This is a genomic window from Rhodococcus sp. NPDC003318 (assembly GCF_042879035.1).
Taxonomy (GTDB): Bacteria; Actinomycetota; Actinomycetes; order Mycobacteriales; family Mycobacteriaceae; genus Rhodococcus_G.
In genome coordinates this window covers 1,133,151-1,152,530 of sequence record NZ_JBIAOU010000001.1, presented here as the reverse complement: position 1 = coordinate 1,152,530, position 19,380 = coordinate 1,133,151, and the positions used below count along the sequence as shown (strand labels likewise).

14 protein-coding genes are annotated in these 19,380 nt (G+C 71.5%); 7 read left to right on the top strand and 7 right to left on the bottom strand.

Annotated elements, in window-relative coordinates:
- Positions 1–115: 115 nt before the first annotated feature.
- From ACFYVR_RS05155 to ACFYVR_RS05145, 3 genes are read right to left on the bottom strand one after another with little or no spacing between them, the layout of a single operon-like run.
- The gene (locus ACFYVR_RS05155) at positions 116–1,543 is read right to left on the bottom strand and encodes a neutral zinc metallopeptidase (RefSeq protein WP_387470230.1); all 1,428 of its coding nucleotides are present in this window, start codon (positions 1,541–1,543) and stop codon (positions 116–118) included.
- Complete coding sequence (gene glgB, locus ACFYVR_RS05150; RefSeq protein WP_387470228.1) at positions 1,540–3,744, bottom strand: 1,4-alpha-glucan branching protein GlgB; 2,205 nt, start codon at positions 3,742–3,744, stop codon at positions 1,540–1,542. The genes ACFYVR_RS05155 and glgB overlap by 4 nt, the downstream gene beginning before the upstream one ends.
- Entirely contained in the window at positions 3,741–5,747 is a 2,007-nt protein-coding gene (locus tag ACFYVR_RS05145) for a maltotransferase domain-containing protein (protein ID WP_387470226.1), read from the bottom strand. Before ACFYVR_RS05145 ends, glgB begins: the two co-directional genes overlap by 4 nt.
- A 116-nt stretch (positions 5,748–5,863) precedes the next feature.
- Between ACFYVR_RS05145 and glgP the strand changes: the two genes are divergently transcribed.
- Together glgP and ACFYVR_RS05135 are read left to right on the top strand one after the other, a co-directional pair.
- Entirely contained in the window at positions 5,864–8,449 is a 2,586-nt protein-coding gene (gene glgP, locus ACFYVR_RS05140) for an alpha-glucan family phosphorylase (protein ID WP_387470224.1), read from the top strand.
- A gap of 263 nt (positions 8,450–8,712) precedes the next feature.
- On the top strand, positions 8,713–11,520 hold the full coding sequence (locus tag ACFYVR_RS05135; RefSeq protein ID WP_387470222.1) for an FAD-binding and (Fe-S)-binding domain-containing protein: 2,808 nt from the start codon (positions 8,713–8,715) through the stop codon (positions 11,518–11,520).
- A 7-nt stretch (positions 11,521–11,527) separates the two neighbouring features.
- On the opposite strand, the gene ACFYVR_RS05130 is transcribed toward ACFYVR_RS05135, so the two are convergent.
- From ACFYVR_RS05130 to ACFYVR_RS05120, 3 genes are read right to left on the bottom strand one after another with little or no spacing between them, the layout of a single operon-like run.
- Complete coding sequence (locus tag ACFYVR_RS05130) at positions 11,528–13,561, bottom strand: ATP-dependent DNA helicase (RefSeq protein WP_387470220.1); 2,034 nt, start codon at positions 13,559–13,561, stop codon at positions 11,528–11,530.
- A gap of 9 nt (positions 13,562–13,570) precedes the next feature.
- Complete coding sequence (locus tag ACFYVR_RS05125) at positions 13,571–14,188, bottom strand: isochorismatase family protein (RefSeq protein WP_387470218.1); 618 nt, start codon at positions 14,186–14,188, stop codon at positions 13,571–13,573.
- A gap of 45 nt (positions 14,189–14,233) precedes the next feature.
- Positions 14,234–14,653, bottom strand: coding sequence for a TetR-like C-terminal domain-containing protein (locus tag ACFYVR_RS05120; RefSeq protein WP_387470216.1), 420 nt, complete (start codon positions 14,651–14,653; stop codon positions 14,234–14,236).
- Here ACFYVR_RS05120 and ACFYVR_RS05115 point away from each other — a divergent pair.
- Together ACFYVR_RS05115 and ACFYVR_RS05110 are read left to right on the top strand one after the other, a co-directional pair.
- Positions 14,646–15,551 (top strand): MFS transporter, encoded by a 906-nt coding sequence (locus tag ACFYVR_RS05115; RefSeq protein WP_387470214.1) that lies wholly within the window; start codon positions 14,646–14,648, stop codon positions 15,549–15,551. The two genes, ACFYVR_RS05120 and ACFYVR_RS05115, sit on opposite strands and share 8 nt — an antisense overlap.
- An 11-nt stretch (positions 15,552–15,562) precedes the next feature.
- Complete coding sequence (locus ACFYVR_RS05110) at positions 15,563–15,853, top strand: hypothetical protein (RefSeq protein ID WP_387470212.1); 291 nt, start codon at positions 15,563–15,565, stop codon at positions 15,851–15,853.
- A 5-nt stretch (positions 15,854–15,858) separates the two neighbouring features.
- Here the strand turns inward: ACFYVR_RS05110 and ACFYVR_RS05105 are convergent, their stop codons facing one another.
- Positions 15,859–17,181, bottom strand: a complete 1,323-nt coding sequence (locus ACFYVR_RS05105) for a nicotinate phosphoribosyltransferase (protein WP_387470210.1) — start codon at positions 17,179–17,181, stop codon at positions 15,859–15,861.
- Positions 17,182–17,328: 147 nt separating this feature from the next.
- Between ACFYVR_RS05105 and clpS the strand changes: the two genes are divergently transcribed.
- Genes clpS through ACFYVR_RS05090 form a run of 3 tightly spaced genes read left to right on the top strand, consistent with a single transcriptional unit; the run spans position 17,329 to position 19,310 of the window.
- Positions 17,329–17,628 (top strand): ATP-dependent Clp protease adapter ClpS, encoded by a 300-nt coding sequence (gene clpS / locus ACFYVR_RS05100; protein ID WP_387470368.1) that lies wholly within the window; start codon positions 17,329–17,331, stop codon positions 17,626–17,628.
- Positions 17,629–17,670: 42 nt separating this feature from the next.
- Positions 17,671–18,246 (top strand): DUF2017 domain-containing protein, encoded by a 576-nt coding sequence (locus tag ACFYVR_RS05095; RefSeq protein WP_387470208.1) that lies wholly within the window; start codon positions 17,671–17,673, stop codon positions 18,244–18,246.
- Positions 18,243–19,310: a P1 family peptidase gene (locus tag ACFYVR_RS05090; RefSeq protein WP_387470206.1), complete on the top strand. Its 1,068-nt coding sequence runs from the start codon at positions 18,243–18,245 to the stop codon at positions 19,308–19,310. The genes ACFYVR_RS05095 and ACFYVR_RS05090 overlap by 4 nt, the downstream gene beginning before the upstream one ends.
- Positions 19,311–19,380: the final 70 nt, after the last annotated feature.

Below are 19,380 nucleotides of genomic sequence, written 5' to 3'. Positions count from 1 at the left end.
TGGTCGGGGCCCTGGCCCACCGCCGGGTGGTGTGGGGCCACCCCCACTTGTTTGGCCCCCGGGGGGGGGGGGGGCGGGGGCGCCGCCCCCCCCCCCCCCCCCCCCACCACTGGCGTCAGCCATATCGGTTCGCGCAGGCGTCCTCGCCGCCGAGGACCCCGGAGCGGAACGCGTCGACGCGCGCGAACCCGCTGGGAACGGTGCGGCCGTTGACGTCGCTGGCCATCAGGCCGTCGCTGAGCAACCCGGACACCGCCTCGTCGAGGTCTCCCGGCGAGAGTGTGACGGTGCCCGCGTGCCCCACGGCGATCGCCGCCGTCCACGCACCCGACAGACAGGCGGCACGCAGCGCGGTCTTGGGGTCGGTGAGACCGTCACCCGCCGCCTGCTGGGCAGCGAGGGTGAACCGGGACGCGACGAGCACGTAGGCGGCGAAGTCACCGCGCACATCGGTGGGCAGGTCGTTCGCCGCGACGCCGTCGTGGGGTGTGCCGCGTTCGACGAGTTCGGGCATCGACACCCCGATCGTGTTCGTCGCGGGACAGTACGACACCGGTTCGGTGGGCACGGCGTCGGAGCAGCCGGTGTCGGCGCCGCTGAACACGACACGGGGTTCCTCGGGCAGCGCGAACAGTGACTGCAACGAGTCGACCGTGACCGCGACGGTTGCCTCGGTCACCGGCATCTCCCCGTCGTCGCTCGTCGCGAACTGCTGGGGAAGCTGTGCCCGCCTGCTCTCGACCTCCACCTCGTCGATCGCCGTGCAGGCGCTCGCGCCCTCGGTGAACCCGATCTGGAAGGCGGTCACGCGTTCGAAGGCGGTGCCGTGCACGGATTCCGGATCGTTGGGGTCGGTGTCCCGCACCGCGACCATCGCGGCCATCACCGAGTTCAGTCCGTCGGACGTGTTGAGGGTGAAATGCGCGGACTCGCCCTCGGCGACGTGCCGCATGAACGCGCCGGCGAAGCAGTCGGCCTGCTGCTCGAGGACCAGTGTCGGGTCGTCGTCGCCGGCGAGACCGGAATCGTGCTGGACGGCGTGACCGTACTCGTGGGCCATCACCATCACCACGGCCATCGGGCCGAACGTGTCCATCAGCGTCGGCAGCAGGACGGTGCGGTCCCATCCGATCGAGCCGTCCCGCGTGCAGTAGCCGGCGTTGACGAAACCGTGGGTGCTGTCCCCGCAGAACGTCCCGGACTGGGCGGGCGAGGTCTCGGGGTCCCACGACACCAGGTCGGTGACCGGCCGGAACGCGCCGGCGAACACACGGGGGTACTCGGCGTGCCAGAAGTCGGTGATGTCGTCGACCGCCTCGGTGGCGAGAACGTCCGCCGGGGACCCGGCCGCGCCCCGCACCGACAGTGTCGACGCCGGCGCGTCCGGCCGGGGTCCGCTCGGGCCGTCGGTGGCGGGCAGGCCGGCGACGGTGAACGGGTTGTCGTAGATCGACACCGGCCGTCCCTCGATGACCGAGCCGCAACCGGCGAGCAACGCGGTGGCGAGGACCGCCGCCGCGACCGCGAGGGAGGTTCGGCTCATGGCGATTCCCGGCGCAGCCAGATCGCGCCGTTCGCGGGCAGCGTCACCTCCGCGGAGGCGGGTCTGCCGTGCCAGGAGTCGGTGGTTGCGGTCACAGTTCCGAAGTTACCCAGTCCGGAGCCCTGGTACTGCAGCGCGTCGGTGTTGAGGATCTCGCTCCACCGTCCCGGTTCGGGCAGGCCGACCCGATACCGCCCGTGCGAGCTGCCGGAGAAGTTGAACAGGCAGGCCACGATCGAGCCGTCGGTGCCGTACCGCAGGTAGCTGAGCACGTTGTTCTCGGTGTCGTTCGCATCGATCCACGAGTAACCGCCGGGTGAGGTGTCCAGCGTCCACAGCGCGGGATGCGCCCGATAGGTGGCGTTGAGGTCGCGGACCAATGCCTGCACCCCACGCTGCAGTGCCCCGGTGTACGGGTCGTCGAGCTGGCCCCAGTCCAGGCCCCGCTCCTCCGACCACTCGGTCTTCTGCCCGAACTCCTGCCCCATGAACAGCAGCTGCTTGCCGGGATGGGACCACATGTACGCCAGCAGGGCGCGCAGACCGGCGGCCTTGGCGTGGTCGTCGCCGGGCATGCGGGTCCACAGGGTGCCCTTGCCGTGCACGACCTCGTCGTGACTGATCGGCAGCAGGTAGTGCTCGCTCCACGCGTACATCAGCGAGAAGGTGATCTCGTGGTGGTGGAAGCTGCGGTGCACGGGGTCGCGGCCGAGGTAGCCGAGGGTGTCGTGCATCCAGCCCATGTTCCACTTCATCGAGAAGCCGAGCCCCCCGACGGCGGTGGTGCGCGTGACCCCCGGCCACGCCGTGGACTCCTCGGCGATGGTGACGACCCCGGGATGGTGCTTGTGCACGGTGGCGTTCATCTCCTGCAGGAACGCCACCGCCTCGAGGTTCTCCCGTCCACCGTGCACGTTGGGGGTCCAGGCGCCCGACGGACGCGAGTAGTCCAGGTAGAGCATCGACGCGACCGCGTCCACGCGCAGCCCGTCCACGTGGAACCGGTCGATCCAGTACAGGGCGTTGGCGACCAGGAAGTTGCGAACCTCCGCGCGGCCGAAGTCGAAAACGAAAGTGCCCCAGTCCAATTGCTCGCCGCGCTGGGGGTCGGAGTGCTCGTACAGCGCGTCGCCGTCGAACCGGGCCAGCGCCCACTCGTCCTTCGGGAAGTGCGCGGGCACCCAGTCGACGATCACCCCGATCCCGGCGCCGTGCAGGTGGTCGACGAACGCGCGGAAGTCGTCGGGCGACCCGAACCGGGCGGTGGGGGCGTAGTACGAGGTGACCTGGTAGCCCCACGACCCGCCGAACGGGTGCTCGGCCACCGGGAGGAGTTCCACGTGGGTGAAACCGCAGTCCACGACGTACTCCGCGAGCTGCTGCGCCAACTCGCGATAACCGAGGCCCGGCCGCCACGACCCGAGGTGCACCTCGTACACGCTCATCGGTTCCTGGTTCGGTTCCCGCCGCGCCCGGGCCGTGATCCACTCGGCGTCCGACCAGGTGTACTCCGACTTCGTGATCCGCGACGCGGTCGCGGGCGGCACCTCGGTCGCGAACGCCATCGGGTCGGCCTTGTCGTGGACGGAGCCGTCGCGTCCGTGCACACGGAACTTGTACAGCTCTCCCGGCCCGAGGCCCGGCACGAACAGTTCCCACACGCCCGTCGACCCCAGCACCCGCATCGGCGCGGTCCGGCCACCCCAGCCGTCGAAGTCGCCCATCACCGTCACCCCGCGCGCGTTCGGCGCCCAGACGGCGAACGACGTGCCGGTGACCTCGCCGTCCGGGGTGGTGTAGCTGCGCGGATGCGCCCCGAGGACGTCCCACAGCCGCTCGTGCCTGCCCTCGCCGACCAGGTGCAGGTCCAGATCGCCGAGTGTCGGCAGGAACCGGTAGCCGTCCGCGACCACGACCGTGTGCCCGCCCGGGTACTCGACGACGAGTCGGTAGTCGACCAGGTCCTCGACCGGGACCACCGCGCCGAACACACCGTCGGCGACCTGGGCCATCGGGTGGTCGGTGCCGCCGACGCGCGCCGCGACCGCGACGGCGTGCGGCCGCAGCGCCCGGATGACGGTGCCGCCCGGATGGGCGTGGGCGCCGAGGACCGAGTGGGGGTCGTGGTGCGTCCCCGCGGCGAGACGGGCGAGGTCGTCGGGGGAGGGGGCCGCGCCGGGACGCGGCGTCGCGACGCTCACGAGACCGGGCGCCGCTGCGCCAGGTGCAGCCGCGCCGGGTAGGGGACCGGGGGCAGGGCGAGGATGTGCGCGACCGCACGCCACGGCTCGAGCCGGACGAAATTGGTCTGGCCCCAGTGGTACTGCTCGCCGGACACCTCGTCGAGGACCGTGATGTGGTCGTGCCAGTCCCGGCCCAGGGCGGGCATGTCCAGCCAGATCATGCCCTCCTCGGTGCCGTGGGGATTGAGGTTGATCACGGTGAGCACGGCGTCGCCGGTGGTCGGGTCGAACTTGGAATACGCGATCAGCGAGTCGTTGTCGACGTGGTGGAACGTGATGTTGCGCAGTTGCTGCAGTGCCGGGTGCGCGCGGCGGATCCGGTTGAGTGTGGTGATCCACGGCTCGAGCGACTCGCCGCGGGCGCGGGCGCCGTCGAAGTCGCGGGGACGGAGTTGGTACTTCTCCGAGTCCAGGTACTCCTCACTGCCCTCCCGCACCGGGACGTGTTCGTAGAGTTCGTAACCCGAGTACACGCCCCAGGTCGGGGCGAGTGTCGCGGCGAGGGCAGCGCGCAGCGCGAACATGCCCGGGCCGCCGACCTGCAGTGTCTCGTGCAGGATGTCGGGGGTGTTGACGAACAGGTTGGGGCGCGCCTCGTCGGCCTTCGCGGCGATCTCGAGTCCGAAGTCGATCAGCTCCTGCTTGTGCACCCGCCACGTGAAATACGTGTAGGACTGCGAGAACCCGCGCTTGGCAAGTCCGTACATCCGGGCCGGGCGGGTGAACGCCTCCGACAGGAACAGCACGTCCGGGTCCGTCGTCTTGACCTCCGCGATCAGCCACTCCCAGAAGTCCGGTGGCTTGGTGTGCGGGTTGTCGACGCGGAAGATCCTGACCCCGGCCGCGATCCAGAACCGGACCACCCGCAGCACCTCGGTGTAGATGCCGTCGCGGTCGTCGTCGAAGTTCACCGGGTAGATGTCCTGGTACTTCTTCGGCGGGTTCTCCGCGTACGCGATGGTGCCGTCCGGCAGCACCGTGAACCACTCGGGATGTGCTGCGGCCCAAGGGTGGTCGGGGGCGCACTGCAGAGCGAGGTCGAGTGCGACCTCGAGGCCGAGCTTGCCCGCGCGGGAGACGAACGACCGGAAGTCCCGCATCGTCCCGAGCGCGGGGTGGATCGCGTCGTGGCCGCCCTCGGACGCGCCGATCGCCCACGGAGACCCGACGTCGTCCGGTCCGGGTGTCAGGGAGTTGTTGGGGCCCTTGCGGTTCACCCGCCCGATCGGGTGGATCGGCGGCAGGTACACCACGTCGAAACCCATCGCCGCGATCCTCGGCAGGTCCTTCGCCGCGGTGACGAAGGTGCCGTGGCGCGGCCGCCCCGCCTCGTCCCAGCCGCCGGTCGAACGGGGGAAGAACTCGTACCACGATCCGGTGAGGGCGCGGGTGCGGTCCACCGCCACCTGCAGGGCCCGACCCCGGGTGAGCAGGTCCCGCAGCGGGTGCGCACGGAGCAGTTCGGTGACACCGGGCGCGAACGCCGGCGCCACCCGCTCCGGGAGCTGCTGTGTGCTGCGCAGCGCGGCCGCGACCGCGTGGCAGCGGTGCCGGTCACCGCGCGGCACCGAGCGCGCCGCGCGGTCGAAGAGCCGGGCCCCCACCTCGAGGTCGTTGGCCAGCTCGGCGGGACCCTGCCCGACGGCGAGTTTGGCCTCGACCGCCGCGCGCCAGGTGCCGACCGGGTCGCTCCACCCCTCGACCCGGTACGTCCAGGTGCCGGGGGTGGTCGGGGTGAAGACCGCGGCGAAGGTGTCGGGCAGCGGCCCGGGGAGCATCGGGATCCGGATGCTCCGGGTGAATCCGGGCCCCCGCACCGCGAGCGTCGCCGCGACGGAATCGTGACCCTCCCGCCACACCGTCGCGGAGACGGGGAAGGTCTCGCCGACCACGGCTTTCGCCGGATACCGTCCGCCCGCGATCTCGGGGACGACGTCGTCAATACCAATCCGCCCGGTCATGACCGAGACACTACGGGTATCGGGGCCCCGTCCGCTCGCGACGAAACGCATCCGCGGGCGAGGTCACTCCCGCGCATGACAGGACCGACGGCCCCGCGATCGGTAGTGTGCGCGACGTGAAAGCCTTGCGTCGGTTCACCGTCCGTGCCCACCTGCCCGCCCGACTGGCCGCGCTGGGCCCGCTGTCTACCAACTTGCGCTGGTCGTGGCACCCCCCGACCCAGGACCTGTTCGCGCGGATCGACCCGGATCTGTGGACCCGCGTGCGCCACGATCCCGTCCGGATGCTCGGTGAGGTGGCGCCGTTTCGGCTCGACGAGCTGGCCGCCGACGCGGACTTCCTCGCCGAGCTGGACCGGCTCGAGGCCGATCTCGACGAGTACCTGGACCGCCCCCGCTGGTATCAGAACCAGCAGGCGAAGGACCGCGACCTGGCCACCGGGATCGCGTACTTCTCGATGGAATTCGGTGTCAGCGAGGTGCTGCCGAACTACTCCGGCGGGCTCGGGATCCTGGCGGGTGACCACCTCAAGGCGGCGTCGGATCTCGGGGTGCCGCTGATCGGTGTCGGGCTGCTGTACCGGTCCGGGTACTTCCGGCAGTCGCTGACCGCCGACGGGTGGCAGGCCGAGCACTATCCGTCGCTCGACCCCCAGGGGCTGCCGTTGCGGCTGCTGACCGAGCCCGGTTCCGGGGCCCCGGTGCTGCTGCACGTGGCGATGCCCGGTGGCCGGGTGCTGCGGGCGCGGGTATGGATCGCGCAGGTCGGCCGCGTACCGCTGCTGCTGCTCGACTCCGACATCGCCGAGAACGACCCGGAACTGCGCGGTGTCACCGACCGGTTGTACGGAGGCGACCAGGACCACCGGATCAAGCAGGAGATCCTCGCCGGGATCGGCGGGGTCCGGGCCGTGCGCGCCTACACCCGCTCCGAGGGCCTGGCCGACCCCGAGGTGTTCCACATGAACGAGGGCCACGCGGGCTTCCTCGGGGCCGAACGGATCCGCGAGCTCGTCACCGGCGGCCTCGACTTCGACTCCGCGCTGGCCGCGGTGCGGGCGGCGACGGTGTTCACCACGCACACCCCGGTGCCCGCGGGCATCGACCGGTTCCCGGCGGACCTGGTGCGGCACTACTTCGGCGGGGTCCACGGTGAGCCCGAATCGGCGTTGCTGCCCGGGCTGACGGTGGACCGGATCCTCGCGTTGGGGCGGGAGGCCGATCCGTCGGTGTTCAACATGGCCCACATGGGTCTGCGGCTGGGTCAGCGCGCGAACGGCGTCTCGAAGCTGCACGGCATCGTCAGCCGGGACATGTTCAACGGACTGTGGCCGGGATTCGACGCCGGCGAGGTGCCGATCGGTTCGGTGACGAACGGTGTGCACGCCCCGACCTGGGCCGCCCGCGAGTGGATGGACCTCGCGCTGCGGCTCGCCGGACCGGAGTCGGTCGAGGAGGCCCGCGGGTGGGAGCAGCTCACGGCGGTCGACTCGACGGAACTGTGGGCGACCCGCAACACCCTGCGCGCCCGGCTCGTCGACGAGGTGCGGCGCCGGGTGCGGGCGTCCTGGCTCGAACGCGGCGCCAGCGAGGCCGAACTCGGCTGGACGGCAGAGGTTTTCGACCCGAACGTGCTGACCGTCGGTTTCGCCCGGCGAGTGCCGACGTACAAGCGGTTGACGCTGATGCTGCGGGATCCGGAGCGGTTGCGGGCCCTGCTGCTCGATCCCGACCGTCCCGTACAGCTGGTCGTCGCGGGTAAGAGTCATCCCGCCGACGACGGCGGCAAGGCACTGATCCAGCAGGTGGTGCGGTTCGCCGACGACCACGGCGTCCGGCACCGGATCGTCTTCCTGCCCGACTACGACATGTCGATGGCCCGCTTCCTGTACTGGGGCTGCGACGTGTGGCTGAACAACCCGCTGCGCCCGCTCGAGGCGTGCGGGACGTCGGGGATGAAGTCCGCCCTCAACGGCGGGTTGAACCTGTCCATCCGGGACGGCTGGTGGGACGAGATGTACGACGGCGAGAACGGCTGGGCCATCCCCACCGCCGACGGAGTGCTCGACGAGACCCGCCGCGACGACCTCGAGGCGAACGCGATGTACGACCTGCTCGAGCAGTCCGTACTGCCGAAGTTCTACGACCGCGGCGACGACGGCGTGCCGGTCCGGTGGGTCGAGATGGTGCGGCACACCCTGCAGTCGCTCGGCCCGAAGGTGCTGGCGTCGAGGATGGTTCGCGACTACGTCGTCGGGTACTACGCCCCCGCCGCCCGCGGCGCGCGCACGGCCGTCGCGGACGGGTACGCCGGGGCCAGGCAGGTGGCCCACTACCGCGAGCGGGTCGCGGCGGCCTGGCCGGCGGTGCAGGTGGTGCAGGTCGACAGCTCCGGACTGCCCGACACGCCGGTCCTCGGCGCCGAACTGTCGCTGCGGGCGTACGTGCAGCTCGGCGGTCTCGACCCGGCGGAGGTGACCGTGCAGGCGGTGCTGGGCCGGGTCGGCCCCGACGAGGACCTCTCCGATGTGGTGACGGTGCCGATGAGGCTCGCCGGGACCGAGGAACTCGGACACGTGTACGCCGTCGACACCGCCCTGCCGCACTCCGGCGCGGTCGGCTACACCGTGCGGGTGCTGCCTCATCACCCGCTGCTGGCCGACGACGCCGAGCTGGGTCTGCTGGCGCTGCCCGCGGGGTAGGCGATGCCGGGTCCGGGTCCCCGCGGGGCCAGGCACGTCTCCCGATTCCCTTGTCGGCGCTCCTGGCGCCCGATCGCCGCCCCGCTGCGTTGTCGTCGGCCGCCGCGGTGTCGGCTTCTCCTCCGCGCAGGAGCGGAGCCCGCGGAGCGACTCCTGGGGCTTGCCGGCCGACGATTGTGCTGCCAGGAGCATCCGAGAGGAATTGGGAGAGATGCCCTAGCGTGTTCACGGGGGCACAGCGACGACAGGCGAGACAGGGCGACATGAGCGAGGCACTTCTCGGCGACGACCGGCTGGACGCGTTCACCGGTGCGCTGGACGCGTCCGGGATCGCGGTCGACCGCACGAATCTCGCTCGCGCCCTCTACACCAGCGACGCCGGCCTGTACCGGATCGCGCCGCAGGGGGTGGTGTACCCGCGGTCCGCCGCCGACGTCGCCGCGATCGTGGCGGCGTCGATCGAGCACGGTGTCGCGCTCACCGCGCGGGGCGCGGGTACCTCGTGCGCCGGCAACGCGGTCGGCCGGGGCGTGATCGTCGAGACGCGCACCCGTCTGGACACGATCGTCGCGGTCGATCCGGCCGCCCGGACCGCGACGGTGCAGCCCGGTGTCGTGCAGGCGGCGCTGCAGGCAGCCGCCGCGCCCCACGGACTGCGTTTCGGGCCCGACCCGTCCACCAGCAACCGCTGCACCATCGGCGGCATGATCGGCAACAACGCCTGCGGCCCGCGGGCACTCGGATACGGGCGCAGTGCGGACAACGTCGTCGCGCTGGACGTCGTGCTCGGCACGGGGGAGCGGTTGCGGGTCGAGTCGGGTGCGAGGACGCAGTCGCCCACCCTCGACGCGTTGCACGACCTCGTCGCGGAGAACCTCGCCGTCATCCGAACCGAGTTCGGTCGGTTCAAGAGGCAGGTCTCCGGATACTCGCTCGAACATCTGTTGCCGGAGAACGGTTTCGACGTCGCCCGGTTCCTCGTGGGTACGGAAGGGACCCTCGCCGTCGTCACCGAGGCCACGGTCCGGCTGGTCGCCGACCCGCTGCACAAGCTGATGGTGGTGCTCGGCTACCCGTCGATGCCGGACGCCGCGGACGACGCCCCGAGCATCCTCCGCCACCGGCCCACCGCCGCCGAAGGGCTCGACCGCCGCATGGTCGACGTCGTCGCGCGGCGTCGGGGAACGGCGTCGCTCCCGCCGCTGCCCGCCGGGGACGGCTGGGTGTTCGTCGAGCTCGTCGACGACGACGCGGACCGGCTGCGGGAGCGAGCCGATGACCTCCTGCGGGACTGCGCGGCAATGGGTGGCTGGACCGTCGACGACCCGGATGTGGCCGCCGCACTGTGGAAGATCCGCGCCGACGGCGCCGGGCTCGCGGAGTCGAGCCTCGCCGAACCGGCGTACGGCGGTTGGGAGGACGCGGCCGTCCCGCCGGACCGCCTCGGTGCCTATCTGCGTGACTTCGACGCCCTGCTCGCGGCGCACGGCCTGCACGGTCTGCCGTACGGCCACTTCGGCGACGGATGTGTGCACTGCCGCATCGACTTTCCGCTCGGGACGCCGGACGGCCCGGACCGCTACCGGGCGTTCGTCGAGGCGGCCGCGGACCTGGTCGGCCGGTACGGCGGCTCGCTGTCCGGCGAACACGGCGACGGACGCGCCCGCTCGGGGCTGCTGTCGCGGATGTACTCGCCGGAGGCGCTCGCGCTGATGGCGAAGGTCAAGGACCTCTTCGATCCGCATCGCGTCCTCAACCCCGGTGTCCTCGTCGATCCCGATCCGGTCCACGTCGACATGCGAATCCCGCTGCTGCACATCCGCCCACCCGCGATCGGCGACCCACGCTTCGTTGCGAACGTGCACCGGTGTTCGGGAGTCGGCAAGTGCCTGGCGGACGGCGCTTCCGCCGGGCAGGTGATGTGCCCGTCGTACCTGGCGACGGGGAAGGAGAAGGACTCGACCCGCGGCCGGGCCCGGGTGCTGCAGGAACTGGTCAGTGGGGAACTCGTGCGCGGTTGGGACGCGCCCGAGGTCGCCGAGGTGCTCGACCTGTGCCTGTCGTGCAAGGGCTGTGCCGGCGACTGCCCGCGCGGGGTGGACATGGCGTCGTACAAGTCGATCGTGCTCGACGAGCGGTACCGGCGCCGGGTCCGGCCCCGCAGCCACTACGCGCTCGGCTGGCTGCCGCGGTGGGGCAGGTTCGTGTCGCGGCTGCGTGCCGCGCGAGTCGTCAACGCGGCCATGGCGAATCGCGTCCTGGGACGGTGGATCCGTGCGGCCGCGGGCGTCGAGCCCCGCCGGGGCCTGCCGAGGTTCACCACCGCGCGGCGCTCGATCGCTGCCCCGGCCGGCTCGGGGAAACCCGTTGCGATCTGGGTGGACTCGTTCACCGATTCGTTCGAGGGCGACGGCGTGTCCGCCGCACTCACGGTGCTCACCGCCGCCGGCTACGCACCCCGGTTGATCGACCGGACCGCCTGCTGTGGGTTGACGTGGATCACGACCGGGCAGCGCGACGGTGCTCGCCGTCGGTTGCGGGCATCGCTGGACGTGCTGCACCCGATCGTCGCGGGCGGGACCCCGATCGTCGGCATCGAACCGTCCTGCATCGCGGTCTGGCGCAGCGACGCCCTCGACCTGCTTCCCGACGACGAGCGGGTGCGCGCCGTCGCCGCGGGGGTGTTCACCCTCGCCGAACTGCTCGCGCAGACCCCGGACTGGCGGCCGCCGGACCTGCGCGGCGTGTCGGTGATCGCGCAGCCGCACTGCCACCACGCGTCGGTGCTCGGCTGGTCAGCCGACGCCGATCTCCTCTCCCGAGCCGGGGCCGACGTGCAGCGGATCGGTGGATGCTGCGGGCTCGCAGGAAACTTCGGGGTGGAGAAGGGGCACTACGAGACGAGCGTCGCCGTCGCCGAAACCGCACTGCTGCCCGCGGTCCGGGCCGCCGAACCGGGCACCGTGGTGCTCGCCGACGGATTCTCCTGCCGCCTCCAGCTCGACGAACTCGCCGGTCGGCGGGCGATCACCCTTGCGCAGCTGCTCGCATCCCGCGGGACCAGGACCTGACTGCGCCTCACGCCTGACGCAGCCGCTCCAGCGCCTTGCAGGCGACGTCGGGATCGGTCGTCTCCCAGAACGGCGGCAGCGATGCCCGCAGGTATCCGCCGTACCGGGCGGTGGCCAGCCGGGAGTCGAGCATCGCGACCACACCCTTGTCGTCGACGCTGCGCAGCAAGCGGCCCACACCCTGGGCCAGCAGCAGGGCGGCATGGTTCGCGGCGACCGCCATGAAGCCGTTGCCGCCCCGGGATTCGACCGCACGCTGCCGCGCGACCAGTAGGGGATCGTCCGGGCGGGGGAACGGGATGCGGTCCAGGATCACCAGCGACAGCGACGGGCCGGGCACGTCCACGCCCTGCCACAGCGACAGGGTGCCGAACAGGGACGTCGCCTCGTCCTCGGCGAACTTGCGGACCAGCTGACCGGTCGCGTCCTCGCCCTGGCACAGCACCGGGGTGTCCAGCCGCTCCCGCATCTCGGCGGCCGCGGCCTTCGCCGCCCGCGTCGACGAGAACAGCCCGAGGGTGCGGCCGCCCGCGGCGGTGACCAACCGCTCGATCTCGTCGAGGACGCGCGGCGTCAGGCCGTCCCGGCCCGGCGGCGGAAGATGCCTGGCCACGTACAGGATTCCGGATTTCGCGTGGTCGAACGGCGAGCCGACGTCGACGGCGTTCCACTTCACGGTCGCGTCGTCGGACGGAGCCTCGGTGCCGGTCGCCATCGCGGTGTCGCTGCGCACCGAGCCCTGCGCGGGCAGCCCCCACTCCACGGCCAGGCCGTCGAACGACCCACCGACCGTCAACGTCGCCGACGTCAGCACCACCGTCGACTCGTCGAACAGCCGGCTGCGGAGCAGGCCGCCGACCGACAGCGGCGCGATCCGCACCAGCTTGCCGCGCCGATCCTCGTCGGTCAGCCACACCACGTCCCGCCGCTTCGCCGGGTCGGGTTCGTCGAACGCGGTCAGCACCCGGACCGCGCTGTCGTGCACCTCGTCGACCGCGGCCAGCGCCGTGGTCCGGGCGGCCGCGGACTCGGGATCCGTCGCGGCCTGCCCCGGACGGGACGGGCCGATCGCCGTCCGCACCGCCCACGCCGAGTCCCGGACCAGGGCCAGCGCTTGCCCCGCGCCGTCCGGGAGCTGGTCCCAGCGCCCGGCGGCCAACTCCTCGAGCACGGCGGTCCAGGCCTCCGCGGACGCCTCCAATCGGTCCGCGTCCTGCTCCTCGACGAGTTTGACGCAGCGACGCGCCGCGGCACTGATCGTCGACGGCGCCAGTTCCGCCGTCGCGACACCGGTCACCCGGTCGACCAGCTCGTGGGCCTCGTCGATCACGACGACGTCGTGTTCGGGAAGGACCGCGATGCCCGAGATGGCGTCGATCGCGAGCAGGGCGTGATTGGTGACGACGACGTCGACCCGCGCGGCCTCCGCGCGGGCCCGTTCGGCGAAGCAGTCCTCGCCGACCGGGCAGCGGGACTTGCCCAGGCACTCGCGGGCCGTCACGCTGACCTGCCGCCACGCCTGGTCGCTGACACCGGGGACCACCTCGTCGCGGTCGCCGGTCTCGGTGTCGGACGACCACGTCGTCAGCCGCTGCACCTCCCGGCCGAGCCGTGAGACGGCGAAGGCGTCGAACAGTTCGGCCTCCGGGGCGGGCTGCTCCGCCATCCCGGTGTGGATCTTGTTCATGCACAGATAGTTGTTGCGGCCCTTGAGGATCGCGAAACGCGGCTCCCGGCCCAGTGGCTTCTTCAGCGCCTTCGCGAGCCGCGGCAGGTCGCGGTCCACCAGCTGGCGTTGCAGCGCGATCGTGGCCGTCGAGATCACCACCGTGCGGCCCGACTCCACCGCGTGCCGCACGCTCGGCACGAGGTAGGCCAGCGACTTGCCCGTGCCGGTGCCGGCCTGCACCGCGAGGTGCTCCCCGGATTCGATCGAGTGCGCGACCGCCGACGCCATCGTCAGCTGGTTCCGCCGCTCGGCGCCGCCCAGGGCGCGCACCGCCTCGGACAGCAGTTCGGGGACGGTGGGGAGTTCACGCACCGAACAAGACTACTGCCCGCGGCGGGTGGCCGATCGGCGCGGCAGGGGCACCGCCGACGACCCGACCAGGGTGACGCCGACGTCCTGCATCGCGCCCAGTGCCGTGCGCACCGTGTCCGGTGACACGGCGGCCGTGTAGTCCAGCAGCACGCGGGTGTCGAAGCCCTCGCGGACGGCGTCCATCGCGGTTGCGCGCACGCAGTGGTCGGTGGCGATACCCACGATGTCGACGGCGTCGATGTCGTGGTCCTGCAGCCACTCCGACAGCGGATCCCCGTCGTCCGAGACGCCCTCGAATCCGGAGTACGCAGCCGCGAAGTTTCCCTTGCCGAACACCTCCTGCACCGCGGAGAGGTCCAGCGCCGGATGAAATTCCGTGCCGGGCGTGCCCACGACGCAGTGCGGCGGCCAGCTGTCCCGGTAGTCGGGGCGGTCGGAGAAGTGGGCGCCCGGGTCGATGTGCCGGTCCGCGGTCGCCACCACCGCCGCGTACCGCGGCCGGGCCGGCGACGCCAGGTACTCGGTGATCGCCTCCGCGACGGCCGCGCCTCCGGCCACCGCCAGCGACCCGCCCTCGCAGAAGTCGTTCTGCACGTCCACGATCACCAGGGCCCTGTTTCCGGTCATGACTCCATCCTCCACCCGTCGGGGCCGGCGCCGCGCCGCGGGTGTTCAGCGTCGCGACACCAGCGGCAGGAACACCTCGTCGACGATGGCGACGATGTCCTCGTCGGGCAGCGGTCGCATCGTCATCAGCAGGTCGTGCCGGAACAGGTCGAACGCGACCGCGCGGACCCGTGGCGTGAGCCGCTCCGGATCGATCGCGCCGCGGGCCGCCGCCCGGTCGAGGACCTGGTCCAGGATGCTGGTCGCCCGCGCGCCGACCGCCTCCTCGCGGATCTCGGCGAAGGTGTCCCCGGTCGCGAGGTGATGCGCGCCGATGGTCACGACGAACAGAGCGATCGACTCCTCGCCGTGCAGGTTGGATCTGCGGAGCAGTTCGAGCACGTCGCCGCGCAGCGACCCGGTGTCCGGGACGGTGCTCATCGTCGGCGGGCTCGCCATGATCTTCGACTCCGCGATCGTGAGCATCGCGCTGCAGACCCTCGCCGAGGACCTCCACGTGAGCGTGTCGACCATCCACTGGGTCAGCACCGGCTATCTCCTCGCGCTGGGCGTCACTATCCCGGTCGTGGGGTGGGCGCAGGCCCGGATCGGCGGGAAACGCCTCTGGATGATCGGACTGACCGTCTTCCTGGTCACCTCGATCGCCTGCAGCCTGGCCTGGAATGCGTCCAGCCTCATCGCCGTTCGTGTCGTCCAGGGCGTCGGCGGCATCATCCTCAACTGGGGCAGCCGGCCCTGGCTCTTCTGGGTCAACGTGCCGTTCTGCCTCCTCGGACTCGCCCTCGCGTGGCGGTTCCTGCCTGCCGACGAACCGTCCGGCCGCGCGAAACTCGACACCGTCGGGTTGCTGCTCGTCTTCCCGGCGCTCGTCGGCATTCTCTACGGCCTGTCCAACATGAACAAGGACGGCGGGTTCGCCCGCACCGACGTCTGGCTGCCCACCGCCGCGGGTGTCGTGCTCCTCGTCGCGTTCGCGGTCTGGGCGCTGCGCCGGCCGAGACCGCCCTCGTCGACGTCAGCCTGCTCGGTCGCCGAGCGGTGGGATCGTCGTCGGCGGTCATATTCCTCGCCGGGGCCTCGCTGTACGGCTCGATGTTGTTGCTGCCCTTGTTCTTCCAGACCATCCACGGCTCCGACCCGCTGGGGGGCCGCGCTGCTGCTGATCCCGCAGGGCGTCGGGGCGCTGATGAGTCGAAAGGTGGCCGGCCACTACACCGATCTCATCGGCGCCCGCATCGTGGCGATCGTCGGGTTCCTCGTGATGGGTCTGGCCACCATCCCGTTCGCACTGGCCGACGCCGACACCGGCACGCTGTGGCTGACGATCGTGCTGGCCGTACGCGGTTTCGGCATGGGGCGGTGATTATCCCGGTCATGTCGGTCGCCTTCGTCGGCCTCGATCGCGCCGAGGTACCGCACGCCAGCATCATCACGCGGCTGGCCCAGCAGGTCGGCGGCGCGTTCGGCACCGCCCTGCTCGCGGTGATCCTCGAGTCGACCATGGTCGGCCTCCGCACCCTCGAGGACCGCACCCACGCCTTCGACGCGGCCTTCTGGTGGGCCGTCGGTTTCACCGTCCTGGCGACCGCGTGCTGCTCGATCCTGCCCGCCCGTCAGCCCGCCCCGCCGGAGCCCGTGCGTCAGACCGCCGCCGACCGTGCGTGAGGGGACTACCCGACGAAACGGGTCGGCACGGCCGGCTCCCCGTGCGAGAGCTTGAGGCCCTCCCACGGCAGGCTGACCAGGTTCGCCGCCAGCAACTCCCGCGCGTCGCCGAGGGTGGGCAGTCCGGGAACCCGGTCACCACCTCGGACCAGCGGGATCGTCAGCGGCCGGCCCACCAGCTCGACATCGTTCGGGACCGGCGCGTCGAGCGGGTACACGACCTCCTCGACGACCGTCCCGGTCGGGCGGGCGAACCGGACCGCGCTCTTGGCGCCGCCGCGCGACACTTTCTGGCTGCTGCGCTTCTCCACGGGGATGCCGTCCACCTCCACCAGCTTGTAGACCATGCCCGCGGTGGGCGACCCGGATCCGGTGACCAGTGCGGTGCCCACACCGTAGGTGTCGACCGGTTCGGCGCGCAGCGCCGCGATCGAGTACTCGTCGAGGTCGCCGGACACCACGATCCGGGTCTTCGTCGCGCCGAGATCGTCGAGCTGCTTGCGCACCTGCCGTGCCCACACGCCGAGGTCGCCGGAGTCGATCCGCACACCACCGAGCTCAGGTCCCGCGACGGCGACCGCCGTCTTGACGCCCTCGGTGATGTCGTAGGTGTCCACCAGCAGGGTGGTGCCCACACCGAGGCGTTCGACCTGGCCCCGGAACGCCGCCGCCTCGTCCGGTCCCTCCGCGTCGGTGTGCAGCAGGGTGTACGAGTGCGCGCTGGTGCCCGCGCTCGGAACGCCGTGGCGCCGCGCCGCCTCCATGTTGGACGTCGCGGTGAACCCCGCCAGGTACGCGGCGCGTGCACACGCGACCGCGGACTCCTCGTGCGCCCGCCGTGACCCCATCTCGATCAGCGTCCGGCCGTCGGCGGCGCTGACCATCCGGGCGGCCGCCGACGCGATGGCGCTGTCGTGGTTGAGGATCGACAGGACCAGCGTCTCGAGGACAACGCATTCCGCGAACGTGCCACGCACCGAGAGGAGGGGCGAACCCGGAAAGTACAGTTCGCCCTCGCGGTATCCGTCGATGTCGCCGGAGAACCGGTAGTCCCGCAGCCAGGCGAGGGTGTCGTCGTCGAGGAAGCGGGACACGAGCGCGAGTTCGGGCTCGCCGAACCGGAAGTGCTCCAACGCATCGAGCAGCCGATCGACCCCTGCGACCACGCCGTACCGACGGCCGTCGGGGAGCCGGCGGGCGAAGGCCTCGAACGTGCAGTGGCGGTGGGCGGATCCGTCCGCGAGCGCCGCGGCGATCATCGTGACCTCGTACTGATCGGTGAGCAGCGCCGTGCTGGTCGTGGGACGGGACCACTGGGAGTTCGTCACTTCGCCACACTACGACTCGCGACGCCGCCGATCTTCAGGTGGACACGTGTTTTGTCCGAGCGTGTTCAATTGGTCCGGATCGCGTCGTAGTCTGGACGTATGGCTCCGCGCCCGTACATCACACTCATGGCCGTGCCGATGGCGAACATGCCCGCCCCGGCTCCGTCAGTGCTGCCCGAGCAGGCGGAGGTCACCGACGAGGACGAAGCGCTGAATCGTCCCTGGGTGACGGTCGTGTGGGACGACCCCGTCAACCTCATGCACTACGTGACGTTCATCTTCCAGAAGCTGTTCGGCTACAGCAAGGCCAAGGCGACGGATCTGATGATGCAGGTGCACAAGGAGGGCAAGGCCGTCGTGTCGTCCGGATCTCGGGACAAGATGGAACACGACGTGCAACGTCTCCACGCGGCCGGCCTCTGGGCCACGATGCAGCGGGACAGCTGAGCCGGACACCGACACTCGGGAAGGGTCATCAGGTAATTCGTCGTGCGCACATGGAGCCGCAGGAACTCGCTCAGTGGGGTCAAGATCCGGTCCGAGATGGACGCCCGGGAGGCGTCGGTGCTGCGGTCACTGGTCACATCGGTGCTGGGACTGCTCGAGGACCGGTCCGCATCCGCACCGCAGGACGACCTCGCCGAACTGACCGGCCTGCGGACCGGAAACTCCACCGCGCCCACCGACGCCACGCTCGCCCGGCTGCTGCCCGACTTCTTCGGCGCCGGGCGTGACGCGGTCGACCCGAGCTCGCGCGACGCCAACGACAACGGCGCCCTGCGCAGCCTCTACGAACCCGAAATCATCGACGCGAAGGTCGCGGCCGGGTCGGTGATCCTGCAGACCGTTCCCGTCGACGGCGGCAAGGTCGTCCTCACGCCCGAGCAGGCCGAGGACTGGCTGTACGGCCTCAACGACGTCCGGCTGGCACTCGGCACCACGATCGGCATCGACGCCGACACCCCCGACGAACTCGACCCCGACGATCCGCGGGCGCCGCACCTCGACGTCTACCACTGGCTCACCTGGATGCAGGACTCCCTCGTTCAGGTGCTGCTTCCGTGAGCCGGCCCGGGCCGAGAAACGCACTGACCGACGTCGCCGGGGTGCTCGTCGGACACCACCACGAACTGGACTCCGCCGCCACCCTCGGTGCCGGCCGGGCCACCGGCTGCACGGTGGTCCTCGCACCCGCAGGCGCGACCGCGGCGGTCGACGTGCGCGGAGGTGGGCCCGGCACCCGCGAAACCGACCTGCTCGACCCGAGTCACAGCGTCCAGCACGCCGATGCGGTACTGCTCACCGGTGGCAGCGCCTACGGCCTCGCCGCCGCGGACGGGGTGATGCGCTGGCTCGAGGAACACGGTCGCGGCATCCCGATGGATTCCGCCGGGCACGTCGTCCCGATCGTGCCGGGCGCGGTGATCTTCGACCTGCCGGTGGGGGACTGGTCGGTGCGCCCCACCGCCGATCACGGTTTCCTCGCCGCCGCCGCCGCGCGGGCCGACGTCCGCCGCGGGAGCGTCGGTGCCGGGGTCGGAGCCCGCGCCGGCGTCCTCAAGGGTGGGATCGGCACCGCGAGCACCGTCCTCGATTCGGGACCCGCCGCGGGCGTCACCGTCGCGGCGCTCGTCGTCGCCAACCCCGTCGGTTCCGTGTTCGACCCCGCCACCGGGTTGCCGTGGGGCCTCGGCGGGGTCGACGTCGGCGGGTACGGCCTGCGCGTCCCGGACGCCGCCGAACTGGCCGCCGCGAACGCGCTCGGCAGCAAGGGCACCGTCCTCAACACCACCATCGGTGTCGTCGCCACGGACGCGCCGCTGAGCAAGGCCGCCTGCCGACGCGTCGCCGTCGCGGGCCACGACGGGCTGGCGCGGGCGATCCGTCCCGTCCACTCGCCGCTCGACGGCGACACACTGTTCGCGCTCTCCACCGGAACCCGCGAGGTGCCGCCGCCGAGCACGCCGGTTCCGGCCGCGTTCCCCGCCGATCTTCCCGTCCTCGCCGCCGTGTGCGAGGTCGCCGCCGACGTGGTGTCGCGGGCGGTCGTCGACGCCGTCCTGACCGCCACCACGGTCGCCGGGATCCCCACCTACCGCGACCTGTTCCCGTCGGCGTTCGACGTCTGAGACTCCCGCCCCCGGGCCGTCCGATCGGTAGGCTCGTGGCAACGTCGAGTGCCACGTGCGAGAAAGCGGT

What these genes read in the sequence shown, in the direction of transcription:
- ACFYVR_RS05135 (WP_387470222.1), top strand. Translation starts at nt 8,713, where the DNA reads ATGAGCGAGGCACTTCTCGGCGACGACCGGCTGGACGCGTTCACCGGT.
- clpS (WP_387470368.1), top strand. Translation starts at nt 17,329, where the DNA reads ATGCCCGCCCCGGCTCCGTCAGTGCTGCCCGAGCAGGCGGAGGTCACC.
- ACFYVR_RS05110 (WP_387470212.1), top strand. Translation starts at nt 15,563, where the DNA reads ATGTCGGTCGCCTTCGTCGGCCTCGATCGCGCCGAGGTACCGCACGCC.
- ACFYVR_RS05145 (WP_387470226.1), bottom strand. Translation starts at nt 5,747, where the DNA reads ATGACCGGGCGGATTGGTATTGACGACGTCGTCCCCGAGATCGCGGGC.
- ACFYVR_RS05155 (WP_387470230.1), bottom strand. Translation starts at nt 1,543, where the DNA reads ATGAGCCGAACCTCCCTCGCGGTCGCGGCGGCGGTCCTCGCCACCGCG.
- ACFYVR_RS05125 (WP_387470218.1), bottom strand. Translation starts at nt 14,188, where the DNA reads ATGACCGGAAACAGGGCCCTGGTGATCGTGGACGTGCAGAACGACTTC.
- ACFYVR_RS05120 (WP_387470216.1), bottom strand. Translation starts at nt 14,653, where the DNA reads ATGCTCACGATCGCGGAGTCGAAGATCATGGCGAGCCCGCCGACGATG.